General features: G+C 68.5%; 13 protein-coding genes and 1 pseudogene. 9 read left to right on the top strand and 5 right to left on the bottom strand.

The features are described from left to right. Positions 1 to 31 precede the first annotated feature (31 nt). Complete coding sequence (locus LQ771_RS09560; RefSeq protein WP_231349174.1) at positions 32 to 586, bottom strand: YaeQ family protein; 555 nt, start codon at positions 584 to 586, stop codon at positions 32 to 34. Between the two features lie 63 nt (positions 587 to 649). Here LQ771_RS09560 and LQ771_RS09555 point away from each other — a divergent pair, with 63 nt between their 5' ends. Next, complete coding sequence (locus LQ771_RS09555; RefSeq protein ID WP_231349173.1) at positions 650 to 1,525, top strand: pseudouridine synthase; 876 nt, start codon at positions 650 to 652, stop codon at positions 1,523 to 1,525. A gap of 130 nt (positions 1,526 to 1,655) precedes the next feature. Here the strand turns inward: LQ771_RS09555 and LQ771_RS09550 are convergent, their stop codons facing one another. Further along, the gene (locus LQ771_RS09550) at positions 1,656 to 2,315 is read right to left on the bottom strand and encodes a response regulator transcription factor (RefSeq protein ID WP_231349172.1); all 660 of its coding nucleotides are present in this window, start codon (positions 2,313 to 2,315) and stop codon (positions 1,656 to 1,658) included. Positions 2,316 to 2,521: 206 nt separating this feature from the next. Between LQ771_RS09550 and LQ771_RS09545 the strand changes: the two genes are divergently transcribed. From LQ771_RS09545 to LQ771_RS09510, 8 genes and pseudogenes are all read left to right on the top strand, one after another. Next, positions 2,522 to 4,354, top strand: coding sequence for a D-(-)-3-hydroxybutyrate oligomer hydrolase (locus tag LQ771_RS09545; RefSeq protein WP_231349171.1), 1,833 nt, complete (start codon positions 2,522 to 2,524; stop codon positions 4,352 to 4,354). A gap of 75 nt (positions 4,355 to 4,429) precedes the next feature. Continuing rightward, positions 4,430 to 4,504: pseudogene (locus tag LQ771_RS16075) on the top strand (LacI family DNA-binding transcriptional regulator); the annotation flags it as partial. 13 nt (positions 4,505 to 4,517) lie between these two features. Beyond that, positions 4,518 to 4,997, top strand: a complete 480-nt coding sequence (locus LQ771_RS09535; protein ID WP_231351945.1) for a hypothetical protein — start codon at positions 4,518 to 4,520, stop codon at positions 4,995 to 4,997. Between the two features lie 88 nt (positions 4,998 to 5,085). Beyond that, the gene (locus LQ771_RS09530) at positions 5,086 to 7,335 is read left to right on the top strand and encodes a glycosyl hydrolase family 95 catalytic domain-containing protein (RefSeq protein WP_231349170.1); all 2,250 of its coding nucleotides are present in this window, start codon (positions 5,086 to 5,088) and stop codon (positions 7,333 to 7,335) included. 255 nt (positions 7,336 to 7,590) lie between these two features. Further along, on the top strand, positions 7,591 to 9,276 hold the full coding sequence (locus LQ771_RS09525) for a trehalase family glycosidase (protein WP_231349169.1): 1,686 nt from the start codon (positions 7,591 to 7,593) through the stop codon (positions 9,274 to 9,276). 72 nt (positions 9,277 to 9,348) lie between these two features. Next, positions 9,349 to 9,858 carry a peptidylprolyl isomerase gene (locus LQ771_RS09520; RefSeq protein WP_231349168.1) on the top strand — a complete coding sequence of 170 codons (510 nt, stop codon included), beginning with the start codon at positions 9,349 to 9,351 and terminating at the stop codon, positions 9,856 to 9,858. 173 nt (positions 9,859 to 10,031) lie between these two features. Continuing rightward, entirely contained in the window at positions 10,032 to 11,231 is a 1,200-nt protein-coding gene (locus LQ771_RS09515; RefSeq protein WP_231349167.1) for a pyridoxal phosphate-dependent aminotransferase, read from the top strand. Between the two features lie 61 nt (positions 11,232 to 11,292). Further along, complete coding sequence (locus LQ771_RS09510; RefSeq protein WP_231349166.1) at positions 11,293 to 12,279, top strand: malate dehydrogenase; 987 nt, start codon at positions 11,293 to 11,295, stop codon at positions 12,277 to 12,279. A gap of 284 nt (positions 12,280 to 12,563) precedes the next feature. On the opposite strand, the gene LQ771_RS09505 is transcribed toward LQ771_RS09510, so the two are convergent. From LQ771_RS09505 to ahpC, 3 genes are all read right to left on the bottom strand, one after another. After that, on the bottom strand, positions 12,564 to 13,580 hold the full coding sequence (locus LQ771_RS09505; protein ID WP_231349165.1) for a MerR family transcriptional regulator: 1,017 nt from the start codon (positions 13,578 to 13,580) through the stop codon (positions 12,564 to 12,566). Positions 13,581 to 13,688: 108 nt separating this feature from the next. Continuing rightward, a complete protein-coding gene (ahpF, locus tag LQ771_RS09500) occupies positions 13,689 to 15,269 on the bottom strand; it encodes an alkyl hydroperoxide reductase subunit F (RefSeq protein WP_231349164.1) in 1,581 nt (526 codons plus the stop codon). A 185-nt stretch (positions 15,270 to 15,454) separates the two neighbouring features. After that, positions 15,455 to 16,018 carry an alkyl hydroperoxide reductase subunit C gene (gene ahpC, locus LQ771_RS09495; RefSeq protein ID WP_231349163.1) on the bottom strand — a complete coding sequence of 188 codons (564 nt, stop codon included), beginning with the start codon at positions 16,016 to 16,018 and terminating at the stop codon, positions 15,455 to 15,457. Positions 16,019 to 16,037 lie beyond the last annotated feature (19 nt).

Raw genomic sequence — 16,037 nt, 5'->3', positions numbered from 1 at the left:
TTCGGCGGTCGCGCTCCTTCTGGAGGTGTCGTCAGGCGGCGGCGTATTCGCCCATGCGTGCCCGCGGGCGGACCGCGAGGGTGGTATCGCCACTGATCAGCTGCAGCTCGCCGTCCTGGATCAGGCACTGCAGCCGCATGCCACGCTCGCACAGGGCGGTGAGCTCGCGCACGGTGGGTTCATCGATGTCGAGCACGGTGAGGTTGCCGTTGCGCGAGAGCGAGGCGCCCACCTTGTCCCACCAGATGTCGGCGATGCGTCCGCCGTAGTTGAGCACCACGACCTGGCGCGCCCGCCCGCAGGCCTTGCGGATGCGCGCCTCGTCCGGCTGGCCGAGTTCGATCCACTGCTCCACCTCGTCGGTGTACGCACGTCGCCACAGCGCCGGTTCGTCCTCGTCGCTCAGGCCCTTGCCGAACTCCAGCCGCTCGTCGGCGTGCAACGCGAACGCGAGCAGACGCACCATCAGCCGCTCCTCGGTTTCGGAGGGATGGCGGGCGAGTGTCAGCGCGTGGGTGGCGTAGTAATGCCGGTCCATGTCGCTGATCGACAACTCGGCCTTGTGGATGGTGGCGTTGAGAGCCATGGGATGAAGCCTGAAGCAAGGTGATCGGCCATTGTACGCCGTCGCCGGGGTTAAGCTGGCTGGATGATCCACGCCATCGCGCCCAGCACCGTGCACCTGCCTCGAGGCGACTGGGCCACCGCGCTCGACGGTCTGTGCGCCTGCTTCCCGCGCATCGGCCGCGAACAGTGGCGGGACCGCGTGCGCCGCGGCCGCGTGCTCGATGCCCACGACCGGCCCATCGACGAAGACACGCCCTACCGGCCGGGCATGAAGCTGCGCTACTTCCGCGAGGTGACCGGCGAGTCACCCATCCCGGGCGAGGAGGTGGTGCTGCATGCGGACGAACACCTGGTGGTGGTGGACAAGCCGCACTTCCTTCCGGTGATCCCGGCCGGCGGCTACGTGCGGCAGACGCTGCTGGCGCGGCTCGTCGAGCGCATGGACAACCCGGCGCTGGTGCCGCTGCACCGGCTCGACCGCGACACCGCCGGGCTGGTGCTGTTCTCGGCGCAGCCGGCGACGCGCGATGCGTACCTGGCGCTGTTCCGGGAGCGACGCATCGCCAAGCGCTATGAGGCGCTGGCCGCGCCGTTGCCGCAGCTTTCGTTTCCGCACACGCACCGTTCGCGACTGGAGGCGGGCGAGCCGTTCTTCCGCATGCGCGAGGTCGACGGGGAGGCCAACAGCGAAACACGCGTGGATGTCGTCGATCGCGGTACCCGGCTGTGGCGCTATGGACTGGAACCACACACCGGGCGCAAGCACCAGCTGCGCGTGCACATGGCCGCGATCGGTGCCCCGATCCGCAATGACCGCCTTTACCCGCTGCTGCAGGACCGGGCAGAAGACGACTTCAGCCGGCCGCTGCAATTGCTCGCTCGGGGGTTGGCGTTTGTCGATCCGTTGAGCGGCCAGGCGCGGGAGTTCCGCAGCACGCTGTCGCTTGGACGGGTTTGAGGCAGGCCTCCGGCACCTCCCGCGTGGGGCGGGGGGGAGGGGCCGGTTTTCCGCAGGTGGGCAGCGGGTCGTCCACCACCGCGCGGGGGAGGATACCGGCGGACGGATGGAAGGGCCTTGCCGCCAGCCCCTACAAAACGCGCGCCGGCTCGCCCAGGTCCAGCGAGCGCAGCAACAAACCGGCCTGCGTGCGGTTGCGCACGCCGAGCTTCTCGAAGATCGCCGTCACGTGCGCTTTTACCGTGCGCTCCTGGATCGCCAGCCGATCGGCGATCTGCTTGTTGAGCAGCCCTTCGCCGATCAGCGCCAGCACGCGGTACTGCTGCTCGGTCAGGCGCGCCAGGCGCGCGGCGAGGTCGGTGTCCTGCGGATTGGGTACGAGTGCATCGACTGCCTTGGCCAGGTCCGGCGGGACCCAGGTGCCGCAATCGAGCACCGTGCGGATCGCCTCGCCGATCTGCGCGGGGCTGGCGCTCTTGGGAATGAAGCCGGCCGCGCCGTGGTCCAGCACGCGCCGCACGGTGCGCGGTTCGTCGTGCGCGGACACCACCAGCACCGCCACGCCCGGATGCTGGCCGCGCAGCGCGGCCAGACCGGACAGCCCCTTACTGCCGGGCATGTGCAGGTCCAGCAGTACCAGGTCGGTCTCTGGCGCCGCGGCGAGCGCGACCATGGCATCGGCCAGGTCGGCGGCCTCGTCGACCCGGCAATCGGCCACGCAGGCGATCGCCGCCTGCCGCAGCGCGGCGCGGAACAGCGGATGGTCGTCGGCGATCAGCAGGGAGGGCATGAAAGTGAAAGTAGCGGGAGGGCGCCTTCCCGTCGAGCAACGCCGTGCCGGAGCACGCCCTGGGCGCGACGGCAGGTGTCCGTGTGGCGAAGCACCCCCGGTTGGCGTCAGGCACCCGGTCGCGCACAGGGCCGCACCTGCGACAAGCTCGCCGGCATGGAGCTTCGTACGATGGCAGCCGTCCGCGCGCTTGCTAAGGTGCGGGGATGAACGCGTTCCTGAAGCGCCTGCCCCTGTTGCTGCTGCCGGCCCTGGCCGCCGGCGGCACCCACGCCGCGGCGGTGGAGCCTGCCATGACGTCCCTCGACTTCGTACCCGGCGCGGTGCGCGTCACCACGCATCGCGACCATGACGACCTGCTCAGCGCCGGTCTGGGACTGGCCGGCCTGGCGGGGGCGCCGGTGGGGTTCGACGATCCTGCCGATCCCTCCGCGGCGCAACTGCGCCGGCGCGCGATCCAGATGAGCTGGAAGGGCATCGCCGACCTCGGTCGGCTGGGCGGTTACGGCCAGGTCTACGGCGGCGTGCCGATGGTGCCGGGACGCGAGTACCAGGCGTTCGCGTGGATACCTGGCGCGCACCAGCCCCACCGCTTGCTGCTGCAGGCGCCGGACCGGTTCGACAAGGACAAGCGATGCCTGGTCGTCACCGCATCGTCCGGCTCGCGCGGCATCTACGGCGCGATCGCGCTGGCCGGCGCCTGGGGCCTGCCGAAAGGTTGCGCGGTGGTTTACACCGACAAGGGTGCCGGCAGCGGCTTTTTCGACTATGCCGACGACAGCGGCGTTGCGCTGGACGGCCGGCGCGCGAAGCGCGGCGAGGCACCGCTGGAGTTCATGCCACCGCCGCTGCCGGCCAACGCCGGCATCGCGGTCAAACACCTGCACTCGGGCGACAACCCGGAAGCGGACTGGGGCCGTCACGTGCTGCAGGCGGCCCGTTTCGGGCTGGCGATGCTCGATCGCGCCTATCCCGACCAGGCGCCGTTCACGCCGCAGAACACGCGCATCATCGCCACGGGCCTGTCCAACGGCGGCGGCGCGGTGCTGCAAGCCGCCGGTCTGGATGACGACAAGCTGCTCGATGGCGTGGTCGCGCTGGAACCGAACGTGCAGCTGGCGGGGCAGGGCCGCAAACTCTATGACTACGCCACCGAGGCGGCGCTCTGGCTGCCTTGCGCCTTGAGCGACGCCCGCTTCGACACGGTGCCGTTCGCCCGCGCGCCGATGACCAGGGGCTGGGCGCAGCGCTGCGCCAGCCTGCACGCGCAGGGACTCATCAAGGTCGGCACGCTCGCGGCGCAGGCGGCCGAAGCCTATGGCCACCTGCGTGCCGCCGGCTGGAGCGACCCGGCCATGCAGGTCGCGGCGACCTCCACCGCGTTCGATCTGTGGCGTGCGATCGGCGCCGGCTACGCCTCGGCGTACTTGCGCCGAGGGCCGGCCGACATGCCCTGCGGCTTCCATTACGCCGCCACCAGACCTGACGGCACGCCCGGCGTGGCGGATGCGACGACACGCGCGGCCTGGTGGTCGGACAGCGCCGGCATCCCGCCCGGCAACGGCATCGGCCTGTTCGGCGGCACCGACCGCTCGGCCGATCCGGCGCTGGTCGGCGAGCAGTGCCTGCGTGCGCTCTGGACGGGCACCGACGCCACCTCGAAAGCCCTGCACGCGGGCATCGATGCGACCGTCGCGCTTATGCCGCGTGCGGATCTTCCGCTGTGGGTCGTGCACGGTGCCAGCGACGGCCTGCTGCCGACTGCCTTCACCTCCGAGCCCTACGTCGCCTGGCTGCGCGCCGAAGGTCGCCATCCGTTGTACTGGAAGGTGCCGCACGCGCAGCATTTCGATGCGTTCCTGCCGCTGCCCGGCTTCGGCGAGCGACACTTGCCGCTGCTGCCCTACGGCTACGCCGCGCTGGACAGGTTGTGGGCGCATCTCCAGGGCAGTGCGCCGTGGCCGGCCGACATCCGCACGCCGGCAGGCCGTCCGCGCGGCGGGCAGGCTCTCACGCACGCGGCGCTCGACTTGCCATAGCGCCCGCCGCCGCTTGTGCACGCGCGGCGCAGCACGCATAGTCCGACGCCACCGGTTGTCGATGCGGGACGCGCCATGCGGATACGCGTGGAGGATGTGGCACGCGCCGCGGGGGTGTCGCGCAAGACCGTCTCCCGCGTGCTCAACGACGAAGCGAACGTGCGTGGCCCCGCGCGCGAAAAAGTGCTCGCGGCGATGGACTATCGCCCGCACCCGCACCCGCACCCGCACCCGCACCCGCACCCGCACCCGCACCCGCACCCGCACCCGCACCCGCACCCGCACCTACGGCTCGGATTCGAAGGGCATCAACGTCAACACCGCATGGAGCCCGACCGGGAACCTGAAGTTCCGGCTGATCGGCAATTACCTGGACGGCCACTATTCGCACAATCGCTCGTGCCTGCCCTACACCAACCCGGCGGCGGGCGATGGCTGCTGCCACACCTGGGACTTCGGTGTGGTCGCCAACATCCAGCAGAGCTGGCAGGTGCGGCTGCAGGGCACCAACATGACCAACGAGCTGGGCCTGACCGAGAGCAACTCGCGCATCTTCGGTTCGGCTGCCGGCACCACCGGCGTGATCCTGGCCCGTCCGCTGGAAGGCCGCGAGGTCAATCTGCAAGTGAAGTACCTGTTCTGAGAAGAGCTGTCCTGTTCCTACCCCAGGATCGCCTGCGCCCGCCGTTTCGCGGGGGCGCAGGCGCTTTTTTCCTCTCCCCGGAGGTGCGATGAAAGCCGCTCGACTGCCTGCCTTCCTGTTCCGGTGCGCGCTGCTGCTGGTCGTCGGTACCGCACCGGCCTTCGCCACCGATCCGGGCTTCCTGTTCACCGCCACGGCCAGGGACTTCGGCAGCTACTTCCCGAGCTACCTGGCCAACGGCTATTTCTCCACCATGACCTCGCCGCGCGGCACCGAGCCGAACGCCGCGTACATGGTCGCGTTCATGGACTACAAGCCGGGCGACATCTCGCGCCCGGCGGCGATTCCCGGCTGGAGCGAGATCGACTACAACCCGGGCGGCGGCTGGCTCAACCGCACGCGGCTGGACGCGGGCATCTTCCAGGATTACGCGCAGACGCTGGACATGCAGGGCGCCACGCTGACCACGCGCTACCGCTTCGCGTACGCCAGCAAGGCCAGCGACATCCAGGTGACCACCTTCGTCAGCCAGGCCTCGCCGCACCTGGCGGCGACGCAGATCGCGATCACCCCGCAGTTCGACGGCCCGGTGCAGCTCAGTTTCCCGATCAGGCTCTGGTCCGGGCACCAGCCGCGCTTCCCGATCGCCAGCATGGGCGGCGAGGAAATGATCGCGGCGGTCATCGCCAGCGGGCAGACCCTGGACAACAAGCCGGTGCCCACGCCCGACCGCGCGCCGGTCTGGTATCCGGGCTACACGCAGGTGCTTTCCAGCGGCGGCGACAGCAAGGCGCTGACGCTGCATTTGAAGGGCAGGGCGCAGCACGGGCTGGGCATGGCCGAGGCGGCTGCGATCGGCTTGCCGCAAGGCCTCTTGCCCGACACGGTCAAGCTCGAGCGGACCCCCACCAAGCTCTCGCTGGAAATCACTGCCACGTTGCACAGGGGCCAGCGCTACGTCTTCACCAAGTACCTGGCGCTCTCGCGCGAAGGCTGGGGCGACGAGGAGGACGTGCTCGCCCTGGCCGTCGCCGCGCGCAAGACTGGCTTCGACCGCCTGCTGGCCGACCACCAGGACGCCTGGCACCGGCTGTGGCAGTCCGACATCGTGATCGACGGCAATCCGGCCGTGCAGAAGGCGGTACATTCGGACCTCTACTACCTGCTGTCCAACTCCACGGTCGGCACCGCCTGGCCGATGGGTGCCTGCGCGCTGACGCCCAACTATGCGGGGCACGCGTTCTGGGACAGCGACTCGTGGGTGTTCCCGGCGCTGTTGCTGCTGCATCCGGAGCGCGCGAAACCGATCGTGATGTTCCGCGACCGCACCACCGAACCGGCGCGCGCCCGCGCCCGCCAGTACGGCGTGGCCGGCACCATGTTTCCGTGGGAGGCCGATCCGCAGACCGGCGTGGACGTCACCCCGCACTTCGCCTACGAGGTCTACCGCGAGGTGCACGTCAACGCCGACATCGCCATCGCGCAGTGGCAGTACTACCTCGCCACCGGCGACGAGGCGTGGCTGAAGACGCAGGCCTGGCCGGTGCTGGAAGGCGTCGCCACCTTCTGGACCAGCCGCGTCACCTACGACCAGGCACACGACCGCTACGAGATCCACCACGTCACCTCGCCGGATGAGGCCTACAACGACGTGCCTAACGACTCCTTCACCAACGCCGCTGCACGCAAGGCACTCGAGATCGCGGTGAAGGCGGCGCGCGTGGTGGGGGCCAGGGCGGACCCGCGTTGGAGCGAGATCGCCTCGAAGATGTACATCCCATTCGACGAGGGCGAGCAGCGCCACCTGGACTTCGACAAGTCGGTGCCGCACGACAAGATCACCTGGATGGGTTCCTCGCTGGTCTGGCTGATGTATCCGAACCTCGATCTGCCGATGTCGCCACAGGTGCGCCGCAACGACTTCGAGTTCCAGCTGCAGGCGCTCAAGAGCCACGGCGACGACCCGAACGAGATGATGATGGTGATGCTGGCCGTCGGTGCCGCGGAGCTGGGCGATGCCGGGGCCGCCGGCGAGTGGATCGAGCGCAACCTGGTCGGCTTCCTCAAGCCTCCCTTCAACGTGCGCACCGAGACGGCGGCCAACAACGCCGGTTACATCCTGGCTACCTCGGCCGGCTTCGTGCAGAGCATGCTCTACGGTGTCACCGGCCTGCGCATCGAGGACGGGGGCTTGAGCGAGAAGTACCCGCCGGTGCTGCCGCCGGGCTGGAGCGGGCTGACGCTCAAGGGCGTGCATTTCCGCGGTCGGCGTTTCGATATCCACGTCGAACGCGGTGCCGATGGCAAGGCGCGACTGGTACGCAAGGCCTTGCCGTGAATCGTGGGTCCTACCGAAAACCCCCATGGGCACGAACGGACCATCCCGATGGTGTCCGGGGGCATTCCCGCGGCTGCCTCGGGCAGCAAAGGCATAGGGCCACCCCATGCCGACCCGACATCGGATCGCCGGTCAGGGACGGCTCGTGGCACTCGTCCTTCCACGAGGCTTGGCGGCCCGGGCCAGAACAGGCCCGCTGCACTATCGTGGCGTTCATCGAGCGCCACCTCGCTTACCGCAAGAGGAAGCCCATCCATGAAGACCCGTCCGCGGATCGTTTCCCTGCTCGGCGCCACGGCGCTGGTGCTCTCCACCGCCGCCGGCGCCGCGACGCCGAGCCCGGCGAGGACCCAGGCCTATATCCACAAGGCCTGGGACACGCTCACGCGGTCGCTGGAGGACTGCTCGGCGCTGCATGATCCGAAAATGGACGCGCGTCCGGTGCTCTACCTGCCGGCCGGCATCGACAAGCCCGCCGGCATCGACGAGGTCGCCAGGCGCTGCAGGGTCGAGGTGCGCACGCTGCCCAGGCGCATCGGCAAGCTGGGCGACCTGATGCCGTCGGCACTGCCGGCCGAGGGGCTGCTCTACCTGCCCAGGCCGTATGTCGTCCCCGGCGGCCAGTTCAACGAGATGTACGGCTGGGACAGCTACTTCATCCAGCTCGGCCTGCTCGCCGGCCACCGCGACGACCTGGCGCGCGACATGACCGACAACATGCTGTTCGAGGTCGAGCACTACGGCGGCGTGCTCAACGCCAACCGCACCTACTACCTGACCCGCTCGCAGCCGCCGTTCCTGAGCCGCATGGTGTCCGACGTGCTGGCCGCGCCCGGCGCCTTCAAGGACGAGGCCGAACGGCACGCCTGGCTGGCTCGTGCCTATCCGCTGGTGGTGGCCAACTACCACATCTGGACGCGGCCCGAGCACCGCGCGGGCGATACCGGCCTGGCGCGCTACTTCGACCTGGGCGCCGGGCCAGTGCCGGAGATGCACGGCAGCGCGTACTACCAGGGCGTGATCGAGTGGGTGCTGGCGCATCCGAAGCAGGACCCCGGTTACTTGGTGAAGGCCTCCGAACACCCGGACGCTGCCGAGGCGGTCAAACTCAAGACCGCCAGCTGCGACATCCAGGCGTCTGCGGTCTGTGCCGGCGCCTGGGCCAGGGGCTACCGCCTGAGCGCCGACTACTACCTGGGCGACCGCGCCATGCGCGAGTCGGGCTTCGACACCAACTTCCACTTCGGTCCCTACGGCGGCACCACCCACCACTACGCTGGCGTGGGCCTGAACAGCCTGCTCTACCGCTACGAGCGCGACCTGCACGATCTGGCCCTGCAACTGGGCAAAGTGGGCGAGGCGCAGCAGTGGGCCGATGCCGCGGCGCGTCGCAAGAGCGCAATGGACAAGTACCTGTGGAACGGCCAGCGCGGCATGTTCATGGACTACGACTTCGCCCGCGGCAAATCCTCGGAACAGCCCTACGTCACCACCTACTGGCCGCTGTGGGCCGGGCTCGCCTCCAGGGCGCAGGCCGAGGCACTGGACAAGCACTTGGCGGTGTTCGAGCGCAAGGGCGGGCTGTCGATGGACGACCTGAGCAGCGGCGCGCAGTGGGACGAGCCGTTCGGCTGGGCGCCCACCCACTGGCTGGCGATCTCCGGTCTGGAAATCTACGGGTTCCATGGCGACGCGCGACGACTGGCCAGGAAATTCATGCGCACCGTGGAAAACGGTTTCGCCCACGACGGCACGATCCGCGAGAAATACAACATGGTGAAGGGCAACGCGGACGTGAGGATCACCGCCGGCTACACCACCAACGTGATCGGTTTCGGCTGGACCAACGCGGTCTACCTCAAGCTGCACCAGCTGCTGCAGGGCGCGCCTGTCCGGGCGCCTGCCGCCGCACGCAGCGCCGAAGCGCCGGCCGGGCACTGACGACGATTCACGGGCGGCGGCTGGCCGCTGCGCTATCCTTGCCGGCCTTTCGCCACGTCCCAAGGGATTGCCATGACCATCAACGTCACGCTCGAGACCAACCGCGGCCCGATCCACCTGCGACTGCACGAGGACAAGGCGCCGGTGACCGTCGCCAGCTTCGTCAACCTGGCCCGCCGCGGCTATTACGACGGGCTGTCGTTCCACCGCGTCATCAACGACTTCATGGTCCAGGGCGGTTGCCCGCTGGGCACCGGCACCGGCGGTCCGGGCTACAAGTTCGAGGACGAGTTCCATCCCTCGCTGCGCCACGACAAGCCGGGCGTGCTGTCCATGGCCAACGCCGGCCCGCGCACCAACGGCAGCCAGTTCTTCATCACCCACGGCCCGACCCCGTGGCTGGACGGCAAGCACAGCGTGTTTGGCGAAGTCGTCAGTGGCGACGACCAGAAGGTGGTCAACGCGATCCGCCAGGGCGACACCATCGAGCGCGTCGCCATCGAAGGCGACGTCGATGCGCTGATGGCTGCCCAGGCCGACCGCATCAAGGAATGGAACCAGACGCTCGACCAGCGCGGCTGAAACAGCCCGCCTTCCCCCGTCCCGCGGGGGAAGGCGCCCGAAAGGCGGATGGGGGCGCCGGCGCACGGGCCACCATCGCGTCCGGCCGACACGAGGGCCGCTCGCCGCCAAGCGGCCTGTGGCCGCGTGCTAAAATCCGCCGGTTACCTCACTCCCGATTCCCCGAGGAAGCCATGCCCCAGCTCGCCCAGCGTGTCGGTCGCGCCAAACCCAGCGCGATCATGGTCATCGCCGAGAAGGCCAAGCAGTTGAAGGCGCAGGGGAGGGACATCATCAGCTTCTCCATCGGCGTGCCCAACTTCCTGCCCGGGGAGCACGTCTACGCCGCGGCGCGCGAGGCGCTCGGCCACGACTCGGGCCAGTACGGCAGCAACCGCGGCGCCGAGCCGCTGCTGGATGCCTTCCTCAAGCACATCGAGGCGCTCGGCTTCTCCGGCTACGGCCGCATGAACCTCTCCATCGGCATCGGCGCCAAGCAGGTGCTCTACAACCTGGCCGAGGCGCTGCTCGACGAGGGCGACGAGATCTGCTTCGCCGCGCCTTACTGGACGACCTACCGCGACATCGCGGACATCGTCGGCGCCAGGATCAACGTGCTGCCGTGCCCGTCGACGCAGAACTACAAGCTGACGCCCGCACAGCTCGAGGAAGCCCTGAAGCGCAAGCCGAAGGTGTTCCTGTTCAACAACCCGTCCAACCCGACCGGCATGGTCTACACGGCCGGGGAAATCGCCGCGCTGGCCGACGTGCTGGTGCGCTATCCGGACACCTGGATCATCACCGACGACATCTACAACTCGATGGTGTTCGACGGGCTGGGCTACCACAACTTCGTGTTCGCCCGGCCGGAACTGCGCGAGCGGCTGGTGTTCGTCGATTCGGTATCCAAGACCTACGGCATGCCGGGCTGGCGCGTGGGCATGCTGGCGGGGCCTGAAGTCGTGGCCAAGGCCGTGACCACGCTCAACTCCAACCACATCACCAGCGTGCCCGAAGTGATCACCGCCGCCGCGGTGGCGGCCTTCAGCGGCCCGCAGGACGTGCCGCAGGCCAGGTGCGCCGAGTTCGCCGCCAAGCGCGACATCGTGGTCGCCGCGCTGCGTGCGATCCCCGGTGTGGTCTGTCCGCGCCCGCAGGGCGCGTTCTACGCATTCCCGGACATCTCCGTCGCCTTCGGCAAGTCGCACAACGGCATGCCGATCAACAGCGACGTGGACGTCTGCGCGGCGCTGCTGGAAGCCAAGGGCGTGGCCTGCGTGCCCGGCTCGGCCTTCGGCGAGCCGCATTCGCTGCGCATTTCCTACACCTGCCCGACTGCACAGCTGGAGCCGGGCCTGAAGCGCATCCAGGAATTCTTCGCCGAACTTTCCTGATCTTTCGATTACCTGCCTTGGTGGGCCGCACGTCCACCTCTTGAACCTTAGGAGTGAAGTGATGAAAGCCCCCGTCCGAGTTGCCGTCACCGGTGCCGCTGGCCAGATCGGCTACGCGCTGCTGTTCCGCATCGCCGCCGGCGACATGCTGGGCAAGGACCAGCCGGTCATCCTGCATCTGCTGGAGATCACCCCGGCGCTGCCCGCGCTGCAGGGCGTGGTGATGGAGCTCAACGACTGTGCGTTCCCGACCCTGGCCGGTATCGTCGCCACCGACGACGTCAACGTGGCGTTCAAGGATGTCGACTACGCGCTGCTGGTCGGCGCCCGTCCGCGCGGCCCGGGCATGGAGCGCAAGGACCTGCTGGAGGCCAACGGCGCGATCTTCGGCCCGCAGGGCAAGGCGCTCAACGACCACGCCAGGCGCGACGTCAAGGTGCTGGTGGTCGGCAACCCGGCCAACACCAATGCGCTGATCGCGCAGCAGAACGCGCCGGACCTGGACCCGAAGTGCTTCACCGCGATGGTGCGCCTGGACCACAACCGCGCCTTGTCGCAGCTGGCCGAGAAGACCGGCAAGCACACTACCGAAATCAGGAAGGTCACCATCTGGGGCAACCACAGCTCCACCCAGTACCCGGACCTGCACCACGCCACCGTGGACGGCAAGCCGGCGCTGAGCCTGGTCGACCAGGCCTGGTACGAGAACGACTTCATCCCGACCGTGCAGCAGCGCGGCGCGGCGATCATCAAGGCCCGCGGTGCTTCGTCGGCCGCCTCCGCCGCCTCGGCCGCGATCGACCACATGCGCTCGTGGGCGCTGGGCACGGAAGAGGGCAACTGGGTGTCGATGGGCATCCCCTCGGACGGTTCCTACGGCATCGCGCCGGGCGTGATCTACGGCTACCCGGTGACCTGCAAGGACGGCAAGTACACGATCGTGCAGGGCCTGGAAATCGGCGATTTCTCGCGCGCCCGCATGGATGCCACCGACAAGGAGCTGCGCGAGGAGCGCGGTGGCGTGGAGCACCTGTTCGCGAAGAAGTAAGCCATCGATGGTGGTTGGAAATGGGGCGGCCCTGGGCCGCCCTTTTTCGTGGCCGCGCGTCGCTTCAGAAGCGGACGCGGTGGCGTGACCGGAATGTCTCGCAAGCCTTGGCCCCTCACCCCAGCCCTCTTTCCGGAGGGGAGAGGGAGCGAAGCGGCAATCCTGCCGCATGTTGCATGTGCCTCATGCCCGGCTCCCTCTCCCCTCCGGGGAGAGGGTTGGGGTGAAGGGCCGCTCTTGCGGGGAACTCCACGCGCAGGCGAACGCCGCCTTGGGTGGCCCCGCTACGCCGCAGCCTGCGAAGCCTGCCGCACATACGCCAGCATCGCCTGATCCACCGTGCTGCCGCTGCGCAGATCCGGCTCGCTCGCGTAGGCCTCGCGGATGCGCGCGTGCGTGGCCGGATCGTCCCCGGCATAGGTGCGGAAGAGCTCCATCCAGCGTTGCGCGAGCTGGCGTACATGGGGATCGGAAGGTGGCGTTCCGGCCTTCATCGCGCTGCGCACGTCCGCGATCAGCGGTGGCCAGTCGTACATCTGCCGGCCGTAGTTCGCACGCATGCGTTCCATCTCCGACGGCAGCAGGTAACGCTCGAAGATCACCATCCGCGCGTCGACCAGCGACTCCTCGATGAAGCGCTCCAGCGCCGGCGTGATGCCGTTGCGTTCGCGCAGTTCGGGCTCGTTGTCCTGCATGGCCTTCAGACGGGTGATGAAACCGGGATTGTGGCCCGTGCCCCGCTGGACCGCTTCCATCCATTGCAACGCCAGTGCGTGGGCATGCGGGGACGTGGGCGTGACGCCCCGCTCCATCGCGGCCTGCACCTGGCCGACTAGCGCATGCCAGTGCGCCAGTACGTCCGGATCGTTGTGCAATGGCAGATTCTTCAATTCCTCGGGCGAGAAATATTTTTCGTACATGGTCATCAGTTCCAGTGTGTCCAGCCAGTCGGCCAGGTCGGGGGACTGTCCGGCAGCGAGCTGCCCGCCAAGCGCGACCAGACGGTTGCGCAAGCGGGTGGCCCGCTCGAGTTCCCGGTCGAGCTGGGCGATCTGGCGGTCGATGACCTCGGCCAGCGGTTGCTCGGGCCCGGACAGGACGGTTCCGATGTCGGCCAGCGACAGGCCGAGCTGGCGCAGCGCCTGGATGCGGTGCAGGCGTTCCACGTTGGCGCGGTCGTACAGCCGGTAGCCGGCATCGGAGCGCAGCGAGGGCCGGAGCAGGCCGATGGCGTCGTAGTGATGCAGCGTGCGGACGGTCAGTCCGCAGCGGCGGGCGAGTTCGCCGACGGTCAACGGCATGGGCGCGGGTCTCCTCGGTTGCGTGGCGGCACTTTCCGGGATGACGTTACGTGAGGGTCAAGCGCTTTCCCAAGACCTTGAGGAGCGCACGGGTGCGCTCCTCAGGGATCAAGCCGCGACGGCGGTGGGTGCCGAAGTGCGGATCAGGTGGTCGAAGGCGGCCAGTGCGGCGGTCGATCCGGCCCCCATGGCGATGACGATCTGCTTGTACGGCACCGTGGTCGCGTCGCCCGCTGCGAACACGCCCGGCAACGAGGTCTGGCCGCGGTCGTCGATGACGATCTCGCCGCGCGGGGTCAGCTCCAGCGTGCCCTTGAGCCACTCGGTGTTGGGCAGCAGGCCGATCTGCACGAAGATGCCTTCCAGCTCCAGCGTGTGCATCTGGCCGCTTGCGCGGTCCTTGTAGACCAGCGCGGTCACCCGCTTGCCATCACCCAGCACCTCGGTGGTCTGGCCGCTGACGACGACGTCGACGTTGGGCATGCTGCGCAGCTTGCGCTGCAGCACGTCGTCCGCGCGCAACCTGCTGTCGAACTCGATCAGCGTGACGTGGCCGGCCAGCCCTGCCAGGTCGATCGCCGCCTCCACGCCGGAGTTGCCGCCGCCGATTACCGCCACGCGCTTGCCCTTGAACAGCGGGCCATCGCAGTGCGGGCAGTAGGCCACGCCCTTGTTGCGGTACTCGTCCTCGCCGGGTACGCCCATCTGGCGCCAGCGCGCACCGGTGGAGAGCACCACGGTCTTCGATTTCAGCGTGGCGCCGTTGGCCAGCTGCACCTGGACCAGGCCGTCGGTGGCGTCGCTGGCCGGGATCAATGCCTGTGCGCGCTGCAGGTTCATCACGTCGACGTCGTAGTCGTGCACGTGCTGTTCCAGCGCGGTGCCGAGCCTGGGGCCTTCGGTGTAGGAGACCGAGATGAAGTTCTCGATGCCCATGGTGTCGAGCACCTGTCCGCCGAAGCGTTCGGCCACCAGGCCGGTACGGATGCCCTTGCGCGCGCCGTAGATGGCCGCCGCGGCGCCTGCCGGGCCGCCGCCGACAACCAGCAGGTCGAATGCGCCCTTGGCCTTGATCTTCTCGGCTTCGCGCTCGCTCGACCCGGTGTCCAGCCTGGCCACGATCTGCTCCAGGCTCATGCGGCCCTGGTCGAACAGCTCGCCGTTGAGGAACACGGTCGGCACCGACATCACCTGGCGGGCCTCGACCTCGTCCTGGTACAGCGCACCGTCGATGGCCACGTGCCGGATGCACGGGTTGAGCACGCTCATCAGGTTGAGCGCCTGGACCACATCCGGACAGTTCTGGCAGGACAGCGAGAAATAGGTCTCGAAGCGGAAGTCGCCATCCAGGTCGCGCACCTGCTCGATGGTCTCGGCCGCGGCCTTGGACGGATGCCCGCCCACCTGCAGCAGCGCCAGCACCAGCGAGGTGAACTCGTGGCCCAGCGGGATGCCGGCGAAGCGCACGCCCACGTCGGTGCCCACGCGGTTGATGGCGAACGAGGGCTTGCGCGCATCGTCGTCGCGACGTACCAGGCTGATCTTGTCCGACAGCGAGGCGATCTCGGTCAGCAGTTCGTTCAATTCGGCGGACTTGGCGCCGTCGTCGAGCGAGGCGGCCAGTTCGATCGGCTGGACGAGCTTTTCGAGGTAGGCCTGGAGTTGGGTCTTGAGGTTGGTGTCGAGCATGGCGGGACTCCAGACGACGAAGGGGATGGGGGAGGGCGCTTGCAGGAGCGGCCTGGGGCGCGGGCGGGGAGGGGAGGCGCCGGGGGAGGGGCGCCATGCGGCCCAGGCCGCTGCTGCAAGCACCCGGTCGGGTGCCGCTTGAGGAATCCGGGCGGCAGGCGCCCGGATTCCGGCGGTGCGATGGATCAGATCTTGCCGACCAGGTCGAGCGACGGGGCGAGGGTCTTCTCGCCTTCCTTCCACTTGGCCGGGCAGACCTCATTCGGATGGGCGGCGACGTACTGCGCGGCCTTGACCTTGCGCAGCAGCTCGGAGGCGTCGCGGCCGATGCCGCCGGCGTTGATCTCGACGATCTGGATCTTGCCCGAGGGGTCGATCACGAAGGTGCCGCGATCGGCGATGCCGTCGGCTTCGATCAGCACGTCGAAGTTGCGCGAGATCGCGTGGGTCGGGTCGCCGATCATGGTGTACTGGATCTTCTTCACCGCGTCGGACGTGTCGTGCCACGCCTTGTGCGCGAAGTGGGTGTCGGTCGACACCGAGTAGATCTCCACGCCCATCTTCTGGAACTCGGCGTAGTTGTCGGCCAGGTCCTCCAGCTCCGTCGGGCAGACGAAGGTGAAGTCGGCGGGATAGAAGAACACGACCGACCACTTGCCCTTCAGGTCGGCATCGGTCACCTCGATGAACTTGCCGTTCTTGAAGGCCTGCGCCTTGAAGGGTTTGACTTCGGTGTTGATCAAGGACATCGCTGGTTCCTCTTTGGTG

The organism is Frateuria soli (genome assembly GCF_021117385.1).
Classification (GTDB): domain Bacteria; phylum Pseudomonadota; class Gammaproteobacteria; order Xanthomonadales; family Rhodanobacteraceae; genus Frateuria_A; species Frateuria_A soli.
Note: the sequence above shows the minus strand (reverse complement) of the source record. Positions and strands in the feature narration are given on the sequence as shown.

Coding starts and splice junctions, on each gene's coding strand:
- LQ771_RS09560 (WP_231349174.1), bottom strand. CDS start 586: ATGGCTCTCAACGCCACCATCCACAAGGCCGAGTTGTCGATCAGCGAC.
- LQ771_RS09555 (WP_231349173.1), top strand. CDS start 650: ATGATCCACGCCATCGCGCCCAGCACCGTGCACCTGCCTCGAGGCGAC.
- LQ771_RS09550 (WP_231349172.1), bottom strand. CDS start 2,315: ATGCCCTCCCTGCTGATCGCCGACGACCATCCGCTGTTCCGCGCCGCG.
- LQ771_RS09545 (WP_231349171.1), top strand. CDS start 2,522: ATGAACGCGTTCCTGAAGCGCCTGCCCCTGTTGCTGCTGCCGGCCCTG.
- LQ771_RS09530 (WP_231349170.1), top strand. CDS start 5,086: ATGAAAGCCGCTCGACTGCCTGCCTTCCTGTTCCGGTGCGCGCTGCTG.
- LQ771_RS09525 (WP_231349169.1), top strand. CDS start 7,591: ATGAAGACCCGTCCGCGGATCGTTTCCCTGCTCGGCGCCACGGCGCTG.
- LQ771_RS09520 (WP_231349168.1), top strand. CDS start 9,349: ATGACCATCAACGTCACGCTCGAGACCAACCGCGGCCCGATCCACCTG.
- LQ771_RS09515 (WP_231349167.1), top strand. CDS start 10,032: ATGCCCCAGCTCGCCCAGCGTGTCGGTCGCGCCAAACCCAGCGCGATC.
- LQ771_RS09510 (WP_231349166.1), top strand. CDS start 11,293: ATGAAAGCCCCCGTCCGAGTTGCCGTCACCGGTGCCGCTGGCCAGATC.
- LQ771_RS09505 (WP_231349165.1), bottom strand. CDS start 13,580: ATGCCGTTGACCGTCGGCGAACTCGCCCGCCGCTGCGGACTGACCGTC.
- ahpF (WP_231349164.1), bottom strand. CDS start 15,269: ATGCTCGACACCAACCTCAAGACCCAACTCCAGGCCTACCTCGAAAAG.
- ahpC (WP_231349163.1), bottom strand. CDS start 16,018: ATGTCCTTGATCAACACCGAAGTCAAACCCTTCAAGGCGCAGGCCTTC.